This is a genomic window from Nocardioides sp. (assembly GCF_047602075.1).
Lineage (GTDB): Bacteria > Actinomycetota > Actinomycetes > Propionibacteriales > Nocardioidaceae > Nocardioides.
Genome location: NZ_JASGIF010000001.1, coordinates 2,175,576 through 2,193,033, shown reverse-complemented (window position 1 = coordinate 2,193,033; position 17,458 = coordinate 2,175,576). Strand labels below are relative to the sequence as shown.

General features: G+C 68.9%; 17 protein-coding genes, 1 tRNA gene and 1 pseudogene. 15 read left to right on the top strand and 4 right to left on the bottom strand.

The annotated features are described in order from the left end of the window. The first annotated feature begins 167 nt into the window (after positions 1-167). From QM714_RS11075 to QM714_RS11035, 9 genes and pseudogenes are all read left to right on the top strand, one after another. Entirely contained in the window at positions 168-617 is a 450-nt protein-coding gene (locus tag QM714_RS11075; RefSeq protein WP_415100395.1) for a hypothetical protein, read from the top strand. Then, entirely contained in the window at positions 614-1,126 is a 513-nt protein-coding gene (locus QM714_RS11070) for a hypothetical protein (RefSeq protein ID WP_415100393.1), read from the top strand. The genes QM714_RS11075 and QM714_RS11070 overlap by 4 nt, the downstream gene beginning before the upstream one ends. Before the next feature lie 692 nt (positions 1,127-1,818). Then, the gene (locus QM714_RS11065; protein ID WP_415100391.1) at positions 1,819-2,130 is read left to right on the top strand and encodes a metal-sensitive transcriptional regulator; all 312 of its coding nucleotides are present in this window, start codon (positions 1,819-1,821) and stop codon (positions 2,128-2,130) included. Between the two features lie 54 nt (positions 2,131-2,184). Continuing rightward, entirely contained in the window at positions 2,185-2,400 is a 216-nt protein-coding gene (locus QM714_RS11060) for a heavy-metal-associated domain-containing protein (RefSeq protein ID WP_415100389.1), read from the top strand. Next, entirely contained in the window at positions 2,397-3,356 is a 960-nt protein-coding gene (locus QM714_RS11055) for a hypothetical protein (protein WP_415100387.1), read from the top strand. Before QM714_RS11060 ends, QM714_RS11055 begins: the two co-directional genes overlap by 4 nt. 51 nt (positions 3,357-3,407) lie before the next feature. Further along, on the top strand, positions 3,408-5,714 hold the full coding sequence (locus QM714_RS11050) for a heavy metal translocating P-type ATPase (protein ID WP_415100385.1): 2,307 nt from the start codon (positions 3,408-3,410) through the stop codon (positions 5,712-5,714). 738 nt (positions 5,715-6,452) lie between these two features. Continuing rightward, positions 6,453-6,722: a hypothetical protein gene (locus tag QM714_RS11045; RefSeq protein WP_415100383.1), complete on the top strand. Its 270-nt coding sequence runs from the start codon at positions 6,453-6,455 to the stop codon at positions 6,720-6,722. An 83-nt stretch (positions 6,723-6,805) separates the two neighbouring features. Next, positions 6,806-6,879: transfer RNA gene (locus QM714_RS11040), tRNA-Asp, on the top strand. Positions 6,880-7,156: 277 nt separating this feature from the next. Continuing rightward, positions 7,157-7,411, top strand: a pseudogene (locus QM714_RS11035) (hypothetical protein); the annotation flags it as partial. A 250-nt stretch (positions 7,412-7,661) separates the two neighbouring features. Here the strand turns inward: QM714_RS11035 and QM714_RS11030 are convergent. Then, a complete protein-coding gene (locus QM714_RS11030) occupies positions 7,662-7,994 on the bottom strand; it encodes a hypothetical protein (RefSeq protein ID WP_415100381.1) in 333 nt (110 codons plus the stop codon). A gap of 86 nt (positions 7,995-8,080) precedes the next feature. Here QM714_RS11030 and QM714_RS11025 point away from each other — a divergent pair, with 86 nt between their 5' ends. Both QM714_RS11025 and QM714_RS11020 read left to right on the top strand, forming a co-directional pair. Next, positions 8,081-10,084, top strand: a complete 2,004-nt coding sequence (locus tag QM714_RS11025; RefSeq protein WP_415100379.1) for a histidine kinase — start codon at positions 8,081-8,083, stop codon at positions 10,082-10,084. Positions 10,085-10,089: 5 nt separating this feature from the next. Beyond that, positions 10,090-10,731 carry a response regulator transcription factor gene (locus QM714_RS11020; protein WP_415100377.1) on the top strand — a complete coding sequence of 214 codons (642 nt, stop codon included), beginning with the start codon at positions 10,090-10,092 and terminating at the stop codon, positions 10,729-10,731. A gap of 53 nt (positions 10,732-10,784) precedes the next feature. Here the strand turns inward: QM714_RS11020 and QM714_RS11015 are convergent, their stop codons facing one another. Next, on the bottom strand, positions 10,785-11,201 hold the full coding sequence (locus QM714_RS11015) for a hypothetical protein (protein WP_415100375.1): 417 nt from the start codon (positions 11,199-11,201) through the stop codon (positions 10,785-10,787). Between the two features lie 80 nt (positions 11,202-11,281). Here QM714_RS11015 and QM714_RS11010 point away from each other — a divergent pair, with 80 nt between their 5' ends. Next, a complete protein-coding gene (locus QM714_RS11010; RefSeq protein ID WP_415100373.1) occupies positions 11,282-11,635 on the top strand; it encodes a metallopeptidase family protein in 354 nt (117 codons plus the stop codon). A 23-nt stretch (positions 11,636-11,658) separates the two neighbouring features. On the opposite strand, the gene QM714_RS11005 is transcribed toward QM714_RS11010, so the two are convergent. Beyond that, positions 11,659-12,585, bottom strand: coding sequence for an ATP-binding protein (locus tag QM714_RS11005; RefSeq protein ID WP_415100371.1), 927 nt, complete (start codon positions 12,583-12,585; stop codon positions 11,659-11,661). Positions 12,586-12,818: 233 nt separating this feature from the next. Here QM714_RS11005 and QM714_RS11000 point away from each other — a divergent pair, with 233 nt between their 5' ends. Next, positions 12,819-14,210 (top strand): NAD(P)/FAD-dependent oxidoreductase, encoded by a 1,392-nt coding sequence (locus tag QM714_RS11000; RefSeq protein ID WP_415100369.1) that lies wholly within the window; start codon positions 12,819-12,821, stop codon positions 14,208-14,210. Between the two features lie 21 nt (positions 14,211-14,231). Here QM714_RS11000 and QM714_RS10995 read toward each other — a convergent pair whose 3' ends face one another. Next, positions 14,232-15,281 (bottom strand): hypothetical protein, encoded by a 1,050-nt coding sequence (locus QM714_RS10995; protein WP_415100367.1) that lies wholly within the window; start codon positions 15,279-15,281, stop codon positions 14,232-14,234. A 181-nt stretch (positions 15,282-15,462) separates the two neighbouring features. Here QM714_RS10995 and QM714_RS10990 point away from each other — a divergent pair, with 181 nt between their 5' ends. Together QM714_RS10990 and QM714_RS10985 are read left to right on the top strand one after the other, a co-directional pair. Beyond that, on the top strand, positions 15,463-15,729 hold the full coding sequence (locus tag QM714_RS10990) for a GlsB/YeaQ/YmgE family stress response membrane protein (RefSeq protein WP_415100365.1): 267 nt from the start codon (positions 15,463-15,465) through the stop codon (positions 15,727-15,729). A 73-nt stretch (positions 15,730-15,802) separates the two neighbouring features. Continuing rightward, positions 15,803-17,446, top strand: a complete 1,644-nt coding sequence (locus QM714_RS10985) for a substrate-binding domain-containing protein (protein ID WP_415100363.1) — start codon at positions 15,803-15,805, stop codon at positions 17,444-17,446. Positions 17,447-17,458 lie beyond the last annotated feature (12 nt).

Genomic DNA, 17,458 nt, shown 5'->3' with positions numbered 1-17,458 from the left:
TGGGTCCTAATCGGTGGCGGGCCTTTGTGGTCGAGCATGGTGGACCGATTCTGGAGGCTCATGGGTTCGTCCGGGAGGGGCGGAGGACGGTGTATCGGCGGGAGTGGGGCGGCTCGCGGTCGGCATTCGTGGACTTTTTCGGCGCGAGCCGTTGGCGGGCAAGCGAGGTGTCATTCCAGATCCAGTTCGGCCTCTTGTTCCCGGAGGTCTACCGGGCGGTTCGGGGCAAGGATCCGATGATGGAGTTGGCGAGCAATTTCATCGACGGGCTCGACCACGATCGCCGTCACTTCCTCGATTCATCGGGGAACATCTGGGAGTTCGATGGCGAGGAGAAGCTCGCAGAGTTCACCGAGAGCTTCGAGGACCTGGCCCGCGGGTTGGCCGCATTGGGCGATGATCCCCGGCTGCTGGTCGAGGTGCCCAACGACATCGATCTCTTCTCCATGAACCTCTGCCTGGAGGACAGGGAGATGATCGGGGCGATGCTGGCCTCGGGGGAGCTTCTCGGTCGCCAGTCGATCCGAGACGACGGACTAGGCAGGCTGGGATGGGGTTCTTCGGTTCGATGGTGGTGTGCCGTGCGGGCCAGGACATGGCGGACCTGGCACCGATGATCGCTCGGGACATCGCGCCGGACTGGGGACACCAGACATACGGCGCGGGCTGGCAGCTGGGTGTGTTCAACGGGGAGGACCTGTTGCCCGAGCGTGACGTGCTGCTCAGCGAACTGGTCGAGGTCACCGGAGCGCCGGCACTGTGGGGGTTCGTGGTCGACAGCGACTTCGTGGACCTGGTCATGCTCGGCCAGCGGTCGGGCAGGGTGCACGTGTTCTTAGGCCCGGAGTCGGCCGAGATCTTCATGGACGAGTTCGGCCTGGTCGGCGACGAGTCCGACGAGGCGGGCCCGGACCTTGAGGAAGGGGAGTACGTCGACCTGGAGGAGCAGTTCCCCGACCAAGTCGACGCCACATCGAAGGCGCTGGCCTGGGCACACGAGGCCGGCCTGTCGGCTGATGCCGCCGCTGTCGCGGCGGTATTCACCCAGGAGGCCGACCCGTTGGCCGAGGACCTCATGCTCGATCTCCTCGACGCCCTCGGCATCCACAAGACCAACCCCACCTGAGAGGCACGACGGTCGTCCGAATCCTGTCTCGGTCGGTCGTCCGGCCGCCTAGGTTGGAGACGCTGTGGTCGCGGTCCGCTGTTGTCCGAGCAACGACCGGTGTCGAGCTGACCTCCGGCCGCGTTGCTTCGTGGTTGGCGTGCCTACATATCTGACTCGGTCGCGAAGTTGTGGCGAGAAGACGCCATCCTCATGTTGGGCCGCACTGGGGCCGCGGGACGACCGAGAACCACTCGGCTCGGCCGACAGTAGTCAACGGTCAGAACCTCCGCTGACCAGCACGTTCATCGCTCCTCAACGGGTACCCATTGCCCATCGATCGAACTTTCACGGCGGTAGCGCCGGTTCGAATCCGGTTGGGGGTACCAGACCGTAGGTCCGGCCGTCTGCTGGTGCGTAGACACCTATACCGACCGTGCACGCCGAACGCCGGTGTCCCCGTCGGACCGCTCGGCGAGCATGGGATGCCGGTGAACCGCTGCGCCCCGCGCCGATGATCAGGCCGCACGTCGAGTTGACCGGTCTCGCGCCTGCCCGACGCTCCACGATCGATCCACATCGCCGCGAGGGCGGGGTAGCAGGATTGATGAACTCCCACTTGAATACCCCTAGGGGGTAGGGGTAATATCGCGACAGATACCCCAGAGGGGTACTGCAGGATCATCCGATCTCACCCGGCGAGGAGGACAGCGATGAGCCCAACCGAGGACTCGACCCACGTGCAGCGGGGCTATTCGGAGCGCAAGGACGACTACCGCAAGCGCCTGCGTCGCATCGAGGGCCAGGTGAAGGGGATCGCGCGGATGGTCGAGGAGGATGCCTACTGCATCGACATCCTGACCCAGGTCTCCGCCGCCAACAAGGCACTCCAAGCGGTCGCGCTCGGACTGCTCGACGAGCACATGGCGCACTGCGTGCTCGACGCCGCCCGCTCCGGGGGGCCGGACGGCGAGGCCAAGCTCCGTGAGGCCAGCGACGCGATCGCCCGGCTGGTGCGCAGCTGACCGCCGTACCTCCAGTCGACCACCCAGACCAGCCAAGATCGAAGGAAGCTACTGATGAGCAGCACGACCGAGTCCGCCACCTACACCGTGACCGGCATGACCTGCGCGCACTGTGTCGCCTCGGTGACCGAGGAGGTCAGCGAGATCGAGGGCGTGCATGACGTCGCCGTCGACCTCGGCACCGGCGCACTGACCTTCCACTCCGACCAGCCCGTCTCGCGCGCGGCCGTCGATGCTGCGGTGCGTGAGGCCGGCTACCGGCTGCGATGAACGCGCCGACCCGGCTGGCGGCGTACGGCGCGGGGCTCGCGGTCGTGTTGACCGGCGGCCTGATCCTCGGCGACCGCACCGACCTCGGTGACGTCGAGGCCGCCCCGGCGGGGCACTCCACGCACTCGGACGAGCAGGAGGACACCATGTCCACCAGCAACGTAGAACTGCCAGGTGGCCTCCAGGTCTCGCAGGGTGGCTACACCCTGGCCCTGGCGGACCGCACCAGTGATCCCGGCGCCCAGCAGGTCAGCTTCCGCATCATCGGACCCGACGACCAGCCTGTCACGGAGTACGACGTCGCGCACGAGAAGCAGTTGCACCTGATCGCCGTGCGCCGCGACTTCGCCGGCTTCCAACACGTGCACCCCAGCCTCGACGTGGCCACCGGCACCTGGTCGGTGGACCTGGACCTGGCGCTCGGCAGCTGGCGGGTGTTCGCCGACTTCGTCCCGCATGGCGGTGAGGGCCTCACGCTCGGCAGCGACCTGCTCGTTGCGGGCGACCCGGGCCGGCAGGCGCCTCCCGGTCCGTCGCGGACCGCCACCGTCGACGGCTACACCGTCGCCGTGACCGGCGAGTTGGCGGCGGGCGAGCACGTGATGCTGGAGTTCGAGGTCACCAAGGACGGTGAGCCGGTGACCGACCTGCAGCCCTACCTGGGTGCCTACGGGCACCTGGTCGCACTGCGTGAGGGCGACCTCGCCTACCTCCACGTCCACCCCGGCGGCGAGCCGGGCGACGGCGTCACCGAACCCGGCCCCCTCGTCGAGTTCAGCGCGACAGCGCCTAGCGCCGGTCGCTACCACCTCTTCCTCGACTTCAAGGTCGACGGAGTCGTGCACACCGCCTCGTTCACCCTCGACGCGGGCACCGGGTCGGGTGACGTCACGGACCAGAGTGGCGGCAGCGAAGACGAGGGTGGGGACCACGGCTCCGAGGACCACGCCCACTGACGACCTACGACCACGGACCCACCACAGACTTTCAGCACCGAGGAGGAACCCATGAGCGCGACCACCGAGGGCCCAACCGCGGCCCCGGTCGACAGCGCCACCGCCACGCCGGCAGGGACCGACGTCGAGCTGTTGCTGACGGGGATGACCTGCGCCTCCTGCGCCAACCGGATCGAGCGCAAGCTGAACAAGCTCGACGGCGTCACCGCCACCGTCAACTACGCCACCGAGAAGGCCAAGGTGCACGTCGGTGACGGCGTCACCACCGGCGACCTGGTCGCGGCGGTCGAGTCTGCGGGGTACGGCGCAAGCCTGCCGGCTCCGCCGCCCGTCTCCACCGAGTCCGAGTCCACAGAAGCAGCGGCCAGCGAGGCCGATGCGACGCTGCAGAGCCTGCGCACCCGGCTGATCGTCTCCGCGCTGCTCTCCATCCCGGTGATCGCGATGGCGATGGTGCCCGCCCTGCAGTTCGCCGACTGGCAATGGCTGTCCCTGACCCTGGCCGCGCCCGTCGTGGTGTGGGGCGGATGGCCGTTTCACCAGGCCACCTGGGTCAACCTCAAGCACGGTGCCGCCACCATGGACACCTTGGTGACGCTCGGCACCACGGCCGCCTTCGGCTGGTCGGTCTATGCGCTGTTCTGGGGCGACGCCGGGATGCCGGGGATGACGCACCCGTTCCGGTTGACGCTCGAGCGGACCAGCGGCACGTCCAACATCTACTTCGAGGCCGCGGCCGGCGTCATCACCTTCATCTTGTTGGGCCGCTACCTCGAGCACCGGTCGAAGCGCAGCGCAGGCGCCGCGCTGCGTGCCCTGCTCGACCTGGGTGCCCGCGACGTCAGCGTGCTGCGTGACGGTGCCGAGCGGCGCATCCCGATCACCGAGCTGGCAGCGGGCGACCGTTTCGTCGTACGCCCCGGCGAGAAGATCGCCACCGACGGCGTCGTCGAAGAGGGCAGCTCGGCGGTCGACGAGTCCATGCTGACCGGCGAGTCCGTCCCCGTCGACGTGGGAGTCGGGGACGCCGTGGTCGGCGCCACCGTCAATGCCGGCGGCCGGCTCGTCGTGCGTGCGACACGGGTCGGGGCCGACACCCAGCTCGCCCAGATGGCGCGACTCGTGGAGGACGCGCAGACCGGGAAGGCGTCGGTCCAACGGCTCGCGGACCGGATCTCCGGGATCTTCGTGCCGGTGGTGATCGCGATCGCGGTCGGCACCTTCGGGTTCTGGTTGGGCAGCGGTGTGGGCGCTGCCGCCGCCCTCACCGCCGCGGTGGCCGTGCTCATCGTCGCTTGCCCGTGCGCCCTCGGGTTGGCGACCCCGACGGCGCTCATGGTCGGCACCGGTCGGGGTGCCCAGCTCGGGATCCTGATCAAAGGCCCCGAGGTGCTCGAGCAGACCCGCAAGGTCGACACCATCGTCGTGGACAAGACCGGGACCGTCACCACGGGTGAGATGGCCCTGACCGAGACTCACGTCGCCGAGGGCGAGGATGTGGGCGAGGTGCTCCGGCTGGCCGGAGCACTCGAGGATGCCTCCGAGCACCCCATCGCGCGCGCCATCGCCGACACTGCCCGACAGGAGGGTGAGCTCGGCCAGGTCGAGGAGTTCACCAACGTGCCGGGGCTCGGCGTGCAGGGCATCGTCGACGGCCACGCCGTCCTGGTCGGCCGACCGCAGCTGCTCGCCGAGTGGTCCCAGCACCTGCCGGCCGATCTTCAGCGGGGGCTCGACCAGGCGCAGGACCGCGGCCTGACTGCGGTCGCCGTCGGGTGGGACGGACAGGCACGCGGAGTGCTCGTGGTCGCGGATCGGGTCAAGGACACCTCGGCTGCCGCGATCGCCGAGCTCCGTGAGGTCGGGCTGCGTCCGCTCCTGCTCACCGGCGACAACAGTCGGGTCGCCCGCACCGTCGCTGCGCAGGTCGGCATCGACGCCGCCGATGTCTTCGCCGAGGTCGTGCCCGCCGAGAAGGTAGACGTCATCAAGCGCCTACAGAGCGAGGGTCGGGTCGTCGCGATGGTCGGCGACGGCATCAACGATGCCGCAGCGCTGGCACAGGCCGACCTCGGCCTCGCGATGGGGACGGGCACCGACGTGGCCATCGAGGCCAGCGACCTCACCCTGGTCCGCGGCGACCTTCGCGTTGCCGGCGACGCGATCAGGCTGTCCCGCCGTACGCTCGCGGTCATCAAGAGCAACCTGATCTGGGCGTTCGGCTACAACGTCGCAGCCATCCCGATCGCGGCCGCCGGTCTGCTGAACCCGATGCTCGCCGGCGCCGCCATGGCCTTCTCCTCGGTCTCCGTGGTCGGCAACAGCCTGCGCCTCAAGCACTTCCGCAGCTCCCTGTGAGGGTGGGGAGTCTACTGGTGTGTACGACGCACCAGGCGTGTCGTACACACCAGTAGACTCCCGCTGGCCGCAGCCGGTGACATCATCACCGCTGCTGCGAACGTACGACGAGCCGTCGGCCAGGGTGATCTGTATGCCGCCGGCCGGGGACGCAACCGTGAGCACATCTTCCCGGCCTGGCAGTTCCATGATGGCGGGCCGTTGAGTCATCTCCGTGGCGTTCTCGAGGCTCTTCCGGCGGATCTGCACCCCTCGACGTGGAGCAGTTCATGACGACGGGGCAGGAGGCGTTGGGAGAACGCAGTCCGGTGGACTGGCTCGCCGGCGGCGGCGACCCCGCCCCAGTGATCCAGCTCGCCGACGAGCTGGGCCGCGGGTGAAACCGGAGAACCCACGCACACCTCGACAGCCGCTCACTGCCACCGATGCGGACTTCCGGCTCTACAGTGACGTGCTGTTCCGCATCCATCGCATGCTCGGGCGGCATCGTGTGCGTTGGGACCAGTTGCGCACCTGGGGTCCCCTGCTGACCTCACGATGGGATCCCCCCCGATCCCGTCGGCGAGCACGAAGGCGGGCATGAGGATAGGGCGGTTCTCTATGCGGCCACGGACTGCACCACCGTCTTCGGCGAGATCTTCCAGAGCACCTGGGGCATCAGCCTCAGCCCCGCCCGCGCGCTGGTGGGGTGGGTTCCCCGTCGACCTTCACCTGCTCGACCTGACCGACACTTGGGCAGTGCGCAACGGTGCCTCGGGCTCGCTGGACTCCGCCCCCCGCAACACGTGCCGGGCCTGGGCGCGGGTCATCGGGAGCACGTGGCCCGACCTCGACGGATTGCTGACGCACTCAACGATCACCAGGCGCCCGCTGGTCACCCTGTTCGGCCCGGCCCACGACGCCTTCCCCGACGGACCCAGCTTCGCCCGACCGCTGAGTCACCCCGCGGTCGGCCCACTCGCCGTGGTCGCTGCCGACGAACTGGGCTGGCCGATCCGCCATGCTTGATGCGGCGCCGGCAAGCAACGGCTGGTCCCGCCTCGATTGGGTTCGGCGACGGCGGATGAGTTAGAGTTCCATCCGGCCACCAAGGCCCCGTAGCGCAGTTGGTTAGCGCGCCGCCCTGTCACGGCGGAGGCCGCGGGTTCGAGTCCCGTCGGGGTCGCTCACGTCAAGGCCCTCTGAACTGCGGAAGCGCAGATCAGAGGGCCTTCGTCATCTCTGCAGCAGCCAGCGCACAGCAGCCAGCGCGGGTCAGCGTGGGACGCCTCTCGGAGGGCAGGGCTCCCTCGAGCGGCGAATTGAACGCGGATCGGCTAACACAAGTGGCGGCAAAGCCCGGTTTGACCAGGACGACTGACACCGAGAAGGTGGCAGCGAGCCTGCTCAAGCTGGCGCGCATCGAGTCGGGTCTGTCCCAGCTCGCGTAGGCCGAGGCGGCCGGCGTGCCGCACTCGACCGTCGCCCGGATCGAGTCGGGCGTGATGCAGCCGACGCTGCCGTTGCTGTACCGGATCCTGGCCGCTGCGGATCTGGAGCCGCGGATCCGGCTGGAGGCGTGCGACGACCATGACGACGTCCTGGACGCGCTTGCGAAGAACTTCCCCGACAAGCAGCGGGAGTTGGAAATGGCGCGGGACGAGGCACTGGCCGCGCTGAAACTGAACCTCCGCACCTGCACGGCGACATCGACCTGACCTTCGAGCCCGATGGCACCGAGGGCTACCCGGACCTGGCGCGCACTGCCGAGTCACACACCGTCGGCGCAGTCCGGGTTCTGATCGCCACGTTGGCCGACGTGGTCCGCAGCAAGACCGCTGCAGGCCGCCAGAAGGACCTGCTCGCCCCCCTGACTTCGTCAACTGCTGCGCGACCACGACAAGGAGAAGTAGCGCCACATGGGCCAGGGCTTGGCCCGTCCCGGTCGTGCCAGTATCCGCAGCGGTGTCAGGCGACGGACACGGCCGACTTCTTCGCGGCACGGCGCGCGGCGACGTAGCCGCCCAGGACCACCAGGCCGACACCGACCAGCATGAAGACAAGATTGACGATGCCGTAGGCGGCGACGTCGGAGTCCCGGTAGCGGACCGGCAGCGTGATGGGCATGTCGGCGCCGAACGCCTCGCCGGTCTTCCCGCCAAGCATCTCGAGCAGCAGCTCGAGACTCTGGTAGGAGAAGACCCAGGCATAGCCGGCGATGAACCCGACGATCGCGACGCCCCGCTGCTTGACGAAGAACCCGAGGGTGAAGCCGAACAAGATGGTGTAGATGAGACCCATGAGGGGATCCCTTCGAGTGAGTTGGTGATGGCCTTGCGGCCCGGCTCGGCCATCGTCGCTGCGGGGAGGCCGGGCCATCGTCCGCGTTGGCGCGGGCACCGCATCCGGATCTCGCCTACGTGCAGGCACTGATGGGCGTACGGCGCGCGGACTGGGACACTGGCGGGGTGTCGCCAACGACGTCTCGTTGCCTCGTCGCCGCCGCTACGGCCGTCGTGGTGGCGGTCGCGGTCGGCACCACCTTCGCTGGCGGCGCCATGTCGGAGGTCGCAGTGGCCCTCGCGGCGTTCGGAGCGGTAGCCGGCGGCTGGGTCGTGGTGCTGCGGGAGCCGCGCTCCCCGGTCGGCCCCGCGTTGGCGTGGTGCAGTGCGTCCATCGGCGTGGTCTACGGCGTGGACATCCTGGCGGCGTCGTACTTCGACCCTGACCCGCTGCCATTGGCCTCGGTGGCCAATCGCATGGTGATCGGCGCCTGGCCGGTGAATCTGGCGGGGCTGCTCGCGTTGCTCTTGGTGTTTCCCGACGGACCGCGGCCAGGGTGGCTCTCGCGTGCGACACCCGTGGTGTTCGGTGCCGCCTCGCTGGCGATCCTGATCAACACCTGGGGACCGCACGACGTCGACGGCAACGACCTCGGTCCGGGACCTGCTCCGTGGCGGCTCGCCCTGCTCGTCGCGTCGTTGGTCGGCATCGGCGTCGCGATGGCGCTGGCCGTCGCCTCGCTGGTGATCCGCTATCGACGCGGCACCACTCGGCAGCGCCAGCAGATTCGATGGCTGATCTTCGCCGGCGCGGCGGTGGTGGTCATGCTGGCCATCGGATGGGGACTAGAAATCGCCGGCGCACCTCTCGCGGTCGCGTACACACCCTTCCTGCTCGGCATCGTGGTGCTGGTCCCGGCCGCGGTCGGGATCGCCGTGATCCGCTACGACCTGTTCGACATCGACCGGCTGTTGAGCGCGTCATCGTCGTGGGCCATCACCTTGCTCGCCTCGGCCGCGATCTTCGGGTGCGTGGTGTTCGCCGTCGGCCACGCGCTATCGGCCCGGACCGGCCTCGGGAGTGCGACGGCAGCCTTCGCGACCGCGTTGGCGCTGCTCCCGCTGCACCGCCTCGTCGCCAGTTGGGTCGGGCGAGTGGTCGACCGCGATCGCCATGTCTCGGTGGTGGCGATCGAGCGTTTCGCGGCGGATGTTCGCGCGGGCCGCAGGCAACCGGAGGAGGTCGAGAAGGTCCTTCGCGAGGTGCAGCGTGACCCGGATCTCGCCGTGCAGGTGGTCCGCCCGGACGGCCAATGGGTCAGACTCGACGGAACACCCGTGGCGAAGCCGCAGGGCTTCGCACTCGAGGCCAGTGGCGACGTGGTGGCTCGGATCTCCCTCGGCTGGGACTCGAGCCGAGCACGCCGACGCCTGGCGGATCTTGCCAAGGCTGCCTGGGTGCCGATCGAGGTGAGCCGGCTGCGACTGGTCTTGCACGATGCCCTCACCGAGGTGGAGGCATCCCGGTTGCGCTTGGTCGAGGCGGCGGCGGTCGAGCGTCGACGGCTGGAGCGTGACCTGCATGACGGGGCCCAGCAGCGAATCGTCGCCACCGGCATGCGACTGCGCGGACTGCAGCGTCGGCTCGCGAAGCGGGGGGAGGACGCCGATGCCGCCGATGTCGACGCCGCTGTCACGGAGTTGGAGGAGACCGTCACCGAGCTGCGGGAGCTGGCCCACGGTGTCCGGCCGGTGCGGCTCTCCGACGGACTGGGGCCCGCGCTCGCGTCTGTGTGCGACGCCAGCCCGGTGCCCTTGACGCTCAAGGTCGACGAGCCAGTCGACCTCGACGAAGCAAGAAGGCTCACGGCCTACCTCGTGGTGGCCGAGGCGGTGACCAACGCTCTCAAACACGCTGCGGCCAACCGCATCCTGGTCACCGTCGGCCCTCGCGAAGGCGGCGTCGAGGTCGAGGTGGTCGACGATGGCGTGGGTGGTGTCTCGGAGGGCGGGCTGACCTCGCTGCGTGATCGAGTGCTGTCCGTCGGAGGCTCGCTGCGGGTGGAGAGCCCAGCGGGAGTCGGCACCCGTGTCGAGGCCCTGCTGTGAGAGTGATGGTCGCCGAAGACTCGCTGCTGTTCCGCGAGGGCCTGGTCCGGCTTCTCACCGAGTCCGGCCACGAGGTGGTCGCCGCCGTCGGAGACGCCGACGCGCTCGAAGCAGCCGTTGCCCACTCCTCGCCCGACCTCGCCGTGGTCGACGTCCGGATGCCGCCCCTCGGAGAGGACGACGGCGCCCGGGCTGCGGCGCGCATCCGTGAGTCCCATCCGCAGGTCGGGGTGCTCCTGCTCTCCCAGCACATCGAGCTTCGTCACTGCCTGGATCTGATCGGCACCCCTGGGTTCGGCTACCTGCTGAAGGACCGAGTCCTCCGACTCGACGAGTTCGACGATGCTTGCCGGCGGATCGCGGACGGCGGTGTGGCGCTGGACCCCGAGGTCGTGCGTTCGCTGGTGCACCCCCGCACGACCCCCACGGCGCTCGACCCGCTGACGGATCGTGAGCGCGGGGTGCTTGCCCTGGTCGCCGAGGGCCACTCGAACATCACGATCGCGACCAAGTTGCTCCTCTCCGAGCGCACCGTCGAGGCTCACCTGCGCAACATCTTCACCAAGCTCGACCTGTACGACGACGGCTCCACGCATCGGCGGGTGCTCGCAGTGGTGACCTATCTGGAGTCACTGGCCACGCAGTAGCCGAGTAGCCGCCCTCGGCGCACATCGTGGCCCGCCGTACGACGACAGCTGGATCAGTCCAGCGGCACCTTCACGTCCGAGCCGCCCTCCTCGGTGAGCCGGGCGCCGACCTGGACGATCGAGGGCTCGGCGATGAAGCCGCCAGCGAAGAGCACCTCGCCCTGCAGACTCTCGACCAACTTCGTCGCGTCGCCCTGCGCGCTATCGACGACGTGCAGCAACGCGTGGTAATCCACCGGGTCCTGGACGGGATCGAGCCTCAGCGCGGCCGCCTTTGGAGGGCAGGTCGAGGTCGAGCCATCGCACGTGCAGGCCGACATCCGGGTTTCGATGAGCAGTTGTTCGAGGACGACGCCCGGGGCGTAGGTCTCGCCGGACCCGCTCTGACCGCACCAGAACGTATGTCGGTTGAACCGCCCGGCCCTCAACTGCGCCGGAGCGCTGTCGTCGCGGTCCTTCAATACGCCCACATCGAGGAGTCCTTGCGCCACAACGCCGAGCCCGATCCGTGGCGGGCCGCCCTCATCGCGCCCCGTCTAGGGTCTCTGACATGCCGGTCGAGCTGGGGATGCGGGAGTTCGAGGCCCTGGTGGAGCGGGCCTTGGACGGCATTCCCGACGAGCTGGCCCAGCTGGTGAGCAACGTGGCTGTCCTGGTCGACGACGATGCGCCGCCCGACGATCCGGACCTGTTGGGGCTGTACGACGGGGTGTCGCTGCCCGAGCAGAGCGCCGACTTCGGCGGCTTCCTGCCCGCGCGGATCCTGATCTTCCGTCGCCCGCTGCTCGAGATGTGCGACTCCATGGCCGAGCTGGAGGACGAGGTGCGGATCACCGTGGTCCACGAGGTCGCCCACCACTTCGGTATCGACGACGCCCGGCTGCACGAGCTGGGCTACGGCTGACGGCCCCCGGGTCGTGAGCTGGCCTACTTGCCGGCGCGGACAGGAGTGCGACGAGCCGACCAGGCGACCGGACTCTCGCCGCGGGCCTGGCGGATGAACTCGCCGAGATACCACCGCTGGAAGGTCAACTGCTCGGCGGTGCGGGCGAGCGAGAGCAAGCGCTGCGCGCGGCAGAACTCGTCGGCAAGATCCAGCAGGCGGAGCATCTGCTCGAAGACCCCGGCATGGTGGCCGTCGACGAGGACATCGACATCGACCACCTCGGCCCCCCGGGCTGCCGCCGCCTCGAGTTGGACGTGCACTTCGCGGGGGAAGACTTGGTCGAACCGATGGAACACCGAGCTGAGCTGACGCGCGAGCGGATAGTCCTCCTCGTGGGCCAACGCCAGCAGCCGCACCTCACGACGCAGGTCGTGGTAGTGCTGGCGCAGCCCGAGCGCCGTATGCACCGGGACGCTCGTCAGCAGCACGCGAGCCGGGAACTGCGGCTCCAGCCGCGCCTGAGGTAGGTCGTGCAGATCGAAGAGAGCTCCGGCCGGGACGTCGTCTTGGTGGGGAGCGGGAGCGGGCTCGAACCAGACCACCTTGCCGTCCGGCTCGATCGAGGCACCCCACGACACCGCGCACCGGGCGACGATGTTCATCCCGCGGCCGAAGGTGCTGAGCAGATCGTCGGGGTCCTCGAGATCGACCGGGTTGAGCACCGGCGGCTCCGGTGAGGAGTCGGTCACCTCCACCCGCGGGTGGATGACGGTGCCGCGCAGTCGCACCGTGATGGGGCCGCGGGAATGCAGCAAGGCGTTGGTGACCAGCTCGGAGATGCCCAACTCGGCGCACTCGACCAACTCGTGCCGGTCCAGCTCGTCACAGGCAGCCACCACCCACTGACGTGCTTGATGCACGGCGCGCGGGTCGGTGCCCAGTCGCAGCGGTGGCTTGTCGAGGGGCACGGGCGGTCCAGGTTGGCTGAGGGGGAAAGTCCTGTCACAGCCCTTTCTACCCCCATCTGACCCTCTTCAAACACGGCTAGACCACTCTCCGTCCGGTCCGTCACCACACGATGGCCCGAACGGGTCATGTCCGGGAATGCGGACGGGGGAGATCGGTTAACCCTATGAGGGCCTTTCAGGCGAGACAGGAAGGCAATCGGGGAAGGTTGTCTAGAAAACTGGGGAGCACTCACATGACCGGCACCGAGACGGCCACCCGCAGCCGGGTGGTGGTGATCGGCTCTGGGTTCGGCGGCCTCTTCGGCACTCGCGCCCTCAAACGTGCCGACGTCGAGGTCACCCTGATCGCGGAGACCGCTCACCATCTGTTCCAGCCGCTGCTCTACCAGATGGCGACCGGCATCCTCTCCTCCGGCGAGATCGCCCCGCCCACGCGAGAGCTGTTGAGCCGACAGCGCAACGCCACAGTCCTGCTCGGTGAGGTGACCGCGATCGACCTGACCGCACGGACGGTGACCTCCGAGGTGCTCGGCCGCGCCACCGTGACGCCGTACGACTTCCTCCTCGTGGCGGCCGGCTCCACGCAGTCCTACTTCGGGCGTGACGAGTTCGCCGACTTCGCGCCCGGCATGAAGACCGTCGACGACGCGCTCGAGCTGCGGGGCCGGATCTTCGGTGCCTTCGAGCTGGCCGAGCTGGCCGCCCTGCGTGGCGAGGACGTCGACGACCTGCTCACCTTCGTGGTCGTGGGTGCCGGGCCGACCGGGGTGGAGATGGCCGGGCAGATCGCCGAGCTCGCCCAGCACACGCTCCAGCGTGACTTCCGGGCGATCAACACCCGCACGGCCAAGATCATCGTGGTGGACGCCGCCGACCAGGTGCTGCCGCCCTTCGGCCCCGAGCTGGGCGCCAAGACCGCCACGGCGTTGACGAAGCTCGGCATCGACGTCCGCCTCGGTGCCCGGGTTGTCGACCTCGACGCGCGCAGCATCACCGTCGAATACTCCGACGGTCGCCGTGACCGGGTCCCTGCGGTCACGAAGGTCTGGGCGGCCGGCGTACAGGCGTCGCCGCTGACGAAGACCCTCGCCGAGCAGAGCGGCGCCACGCTGGATCGCAGCGGCCGCATCGCCGTACAGCCCGACCTCACCCTGCCTGGCCACCCCGAGGTCTTCGTCGTCGGGGACATGATCGATCTCGACCACCTCCCCGGCGTGGCCCAGGTGGCGATCCAAGGAGGCCGCTACGCAGCCGACCAGATCAGGCGGCGGGTCCGCGGCCGCGAGCCGCAGAGGCGGTTCGAATATCACGACAAGGGCTCGATGGCGACCATCTCCCGCTTCCGCGCGGTGGCGGTGATCGGCAAGCTCCGGCTCACCGGCTTCGTCGCCTGGCTGCTGTGGCTCTTCGTGCACCTGCTCTACATCGCGGGTTTCAAGAGTCGAGTGACCACGCTGCTGCGATGGTTCATCACCTTCCTCAGTCGCGGCCGTTCGGAGCGTACGACGACCGAGCAGCAGGTCTTCGGGCGGATGGCCATGGAGCGTCTCGCCGGCGGGGTCGCCGAGCTGGTCTCCACCGAGGACTCCGACCATCCCCCTGCTGCCGAGGACGGGTCAGTCTGATCCGGAGCGGGCTTCGTCGACTCAGACCGTGAACCGGGCGCTGACCAAGAAGGTGCCCAGGGCGGTGAGGCCGGCAGTCGGTCGGAGGGCCCAGTCGGAGCCCTTGAAGAGGAAGTAGCCGGCCGCGCCAGCACCCAGCACCGCGACGATCGCGAGCACGTTGAGGATCAGCCTCAGGTTCAAGCCTTTGCGGGCGTCGTCGTCGGACTCCTCGGTCGACTCGGCCGCGTTGGTGTCGCGCTTGCGAGCTTTCTGCTTGCTCGCAGCGTCCTCGGTCGATCCCCAGCCGGTGGACCGCAGCTCGTCGGACTCGACCAGGGGCGGGGTCGTGCCCTCCTTCGGGACGGTCTCGGTCTGGGCGAGCGCGGCCAGCGTCTCGGCCCAGGACCGCTCGGGCGGGGTGGCGACGCTGGGGGCCGCTTCGGCGACCGGCTCCACCGTCGTCGGAGTCTCGACAGGCTCGATCACCGCGGCGGCGGGTGTGCTCGTCTCCGCGGCTGCCTTGGCCGCGACCAGAGGGGCGGCATCGGGCTCGACCTGACGGCGCCGGCGCCCCTCGCTGGGGGCGGCGATGACTGGGGCGGAGTCGGTGGCGACGGCAGCTCGTCGCTTGCCACCCGAAGGTGCCGCCGGCACGGAAGGTGCGGCGTCCTCCGAGGGGACCGCAGCAGCGTGCGGTGGTCGATAGGCGGGGAGCTCGAACGGCGGCATCTCGGCGCCGACCCCCCACGCCTGCTCGGCAGCAGCGGCCTGCGCGGCCGGTTGGACGACGAGCGCATCGACCGCCGGGGACTCGATGGTGGGCTCGGGGGACGCGCTGTCGACCGGGGTCAGCACGGGGGCGGCCGACTCGGTGGTCGGCGTGGATTCGAGGTCTTCCTGCTCCAGGCGGGCGGCTTCGAGGCGCGCGCGGGCCGCCTCGCGGCTGGCCTTGGTGTCGGCGATGACGATGTCGTCGAGTGCGGCCGGGGTCGCCTCGGGGGCCTTGGCGGGGGCCTCCCGGTTGGTCATCCACCGGTCGAAGAGGTCGAACGCCGTGCTCGACGGGTCACCCTGTTGCGGAGCGCTCATACCGGAAAAGTACGTCCCGCGCCACTGTCTCCGCAGACGATTGGGCAAAGACGTCTGGACAACCCCACTCGGGGCTGCCTCCGTCGTCGACGTCCCGGGAACGCCGCAGGTGGCGGCCCAGAGGTCGGCCAGCGGCCGACCGGACGTCACGACAGTGGTCGCCGCGCTCTATCCTCGTCCAATGCTCATCCTCGGCATCATCTTGTTCGGCATGGTCATCGGCGCGGGCGCCCAGCTCCTGTTGGGGCGGTCCACCAAGGGCATCGACTGGCCGATGGCCTTCGGCTCCGGCCTGCTCGGCTCCTTCGTCGGCGGGCTGCTGATCAGTCTGCTGTCGGGGGACGGCGTCGCGTTGCGACCCAGTGGGATCATCGGCTCCCTCGCCGGCGCGGTCATCGTGACCTTGATCTGGCAGTGGCTGCGACGGCGCTCCGACGCCGCAGCCTGAGGGTCGACGGTCCGAGCGTCAGTGGCTCGACTTCAACCTAGGCATTACCTAGGTAATAGTGTATGACTCTCCTATGCCGATTCGCCGTACCTGGCTGGCCCGCGCGGCCGCCGCACTCTGCGCCCTTTCCTTCCTCTCCCTCGTGCCCGCCGGCTCGCCGGCCCGAGCCGCGGATCCCAAGCCGTTCGTCGTCGTAGGCACCAGCGACGTCTACGACTCCAACCTGGTCCAGACCGTGATCGAGCCGGGTTTCGAGGCGGCCTATCCGGAGTATGACCTGCAGTACGTCAGCAAGGGCACCGGCGCCGCCATCGCCTACGCCCAGGCCGGCACTGCCGCTGCGCTGCTGGTGCACGCGGCTGCGCTGGAGAACCAGTTCGTCGGCGACGGCTACTCGCTGGAGAAGTACGGCCGGGCGATCTTCTGGGGCGACTACGTCCTGCTCGGCCCCAACGACGATCCGGCCGACGTGATGAGCACCGGCGACCACGACATCGTCACCGCCTTCGAGAAGATCGCGGCTGCCGGAGCAGCGGGCGACGCCAACTTCGTCTCCCGTGGTGGTACGCCGGGCACCACCGTTGCCGAGCACATCATCTGGTCGCACACCACCGGTGTGACCACCTGCCAGATGAGCGACGCCAACGGCGGCGGCACCTCGCCAAGCGTGGACACCGGTGACTGCCCGGCCTCGATCAACTACCCGGACTGGTACCACGCCACCGGCCTCACCCAGGGCCCGAACATCGACAATGCCGATGTCTGCAACTACCCGAGCGACGAGGGCAACTGCTACGTGCTGACCGACCGGGGCACGTTCCAGTATCTCAAGTCGGTCGACCGAGCCCAGCACCTCAAGATCGTCACCCGCGACAACGACGACACCTCGCGAGGCGGCCAGTCCCTGCTGGTGAACTCCTTCCACGCCTACGGCATCAACCCGGCAGCGTTCCCCGACCCGTCCGCGACCAACACCGACGCGGTGGCCGCGAAGCGGTTCTTGAACTGGATCACCTCCGCCGAAACTCAAGAGGAGGTCGGCAAGTTCCTCGACCCGAGCGACCCGCCCTTCATCCCGTCCGCTGCTCCGGTGCTGACCGGCTCCGGGCTGCCCAAGGCCGTGAAGGCGGGTAGCAAGGTGACGGTGACCGGCACGCTCTCCAACGTGGTCCCCGGCATGCCGGCCCTGAACGGCGAGAAGGTGAGCCTGATGCGCGTGCCGACCGCCTTCCCTGGCAGCGCGCCGACCAAGATCACCACCGCGAAGACCAACAAGAAGGGCAAGTTCTCGCTGACCTTCAAGCCGGCCATGAACGCGACCTACTCGCTCTCGGTGGGCAAGATCGTCAAGATCGAGGACTCGCACCTCGACCCGGTCTTCGGTGACATCCTGCACGCCACCTCCACGCCGCTGAGTGCGGTCAAGGTGAAGGGCGCAGTGACGGTCAAGAAGGCCAGCGTGAAGAACGGCAAGCTCAAGGTCTCCGGCGCACTGGCGCCGAAGGTCACCGGCAAGAACGCCACCGTGGTGCTCTACGCCGCCCACCCGGGCAAGAAACTGAAGCCGGTCGGCGAAACCAAGCTGAAGAATGGCGCCAAGAGCTACTCTGCGTCCTTCAAGCTGGGCAGCGGCAGCTGGCGCTACCAGGTCCACTACGTCAACGCTGGCCTGATCAAGCCGGGCGTGAGCAGCGTGGGAACGGTGACCGTTCCCTGACCGTGGATCCAA

Excerpts from the sequence above, each read along its gene's own strand:
- QM714_RS11060 (WP_415100389.1), top strand. The coding sequence starts at position 2,185 with ATGAGCAGCACGACCGAGTCCGCCACCTACACCGTGACCGGCATGACC.
- QM714_RS11030 (WP_415100381.1), bottom strand. The coding sequence starts at position 7,994 with ATGGGTCTCATCTACACCATCTTGTTCGGCTTCACCCTCGGGTTCTTC.
- QM714_RS10985 (WP_415100363.1), top strand. The coding sequence starts at position 15,803 with ATGCCGATTCGCCGTACCTGGCTGGCCCGCGCGGCCGCCGCACTCTGC.
- QM714_RS11010 (WP_415100373.1), top strand. The coding sequence starts at position 11,282 with ATGCCGGTCGAGCTGGGGATGCGGGAGTTCGAGGCCCTGGTGGAGCGG.
- QM714_RS11000 (WP_415100369.1), top strand. The coding sequence starts at position 12,819 with ATGACCGGCACCGAGACGGCCACCCGCAGCCGGGTGGTGGTGATCGGC.
- QM714_RS10990 (WP_415100365.1), top strand. The coding sequence starts at position 15,463 with ATGCTCATCCTCGGCATCATCTTGTTCGGCATGGTCATCGGCGCGGGC.
- QM714_RS11070 (WP_415100393.1), top strand. The coding sequence starts at position 614 with ATGATCGCTCGGGACATCGCGCCGGACTGGGGACACCAGACATACGGC.
- QM714_RS11065 (WP_415100391.1), top strand. The coding sequence starts at position 1,819 with ATGAGCCCAACCGAGGACTCGACCCACGTGCAGCGGGGCTATTCGGAG.
- QM714_RS10995 (WP_415100367.1), bottom strand. The coding sequence starts at position 15,281 with ATGAGCGCTCCGCAACAGGGTGACCCGTCGAGCACGGCGTTCGACCTC.
- QM714_RS11055 (WP_415100387.1), top strand. The coding sequence starts at position 2,397 with ATGAACGCGCCGACCCGGCTGGCGGCGTACGGCGCGGGGCTCGCGGTC.
- QM714_RS11020 (WP_415100377.1), top strand. The coding sequence starts at position 10,090 with ATGGTCGCCGAAGACTCGCTGCTGTTCCGCGAGGGCCTGGTCCGGCTT.
- QM714_RS11050 (WP_415100385.1), top strand. The coding sequence starts at position 3,408 with ATGAGCGCGACCACCGAGGGCCCAACCGCGGCCCCGGTCGACAGCGCC.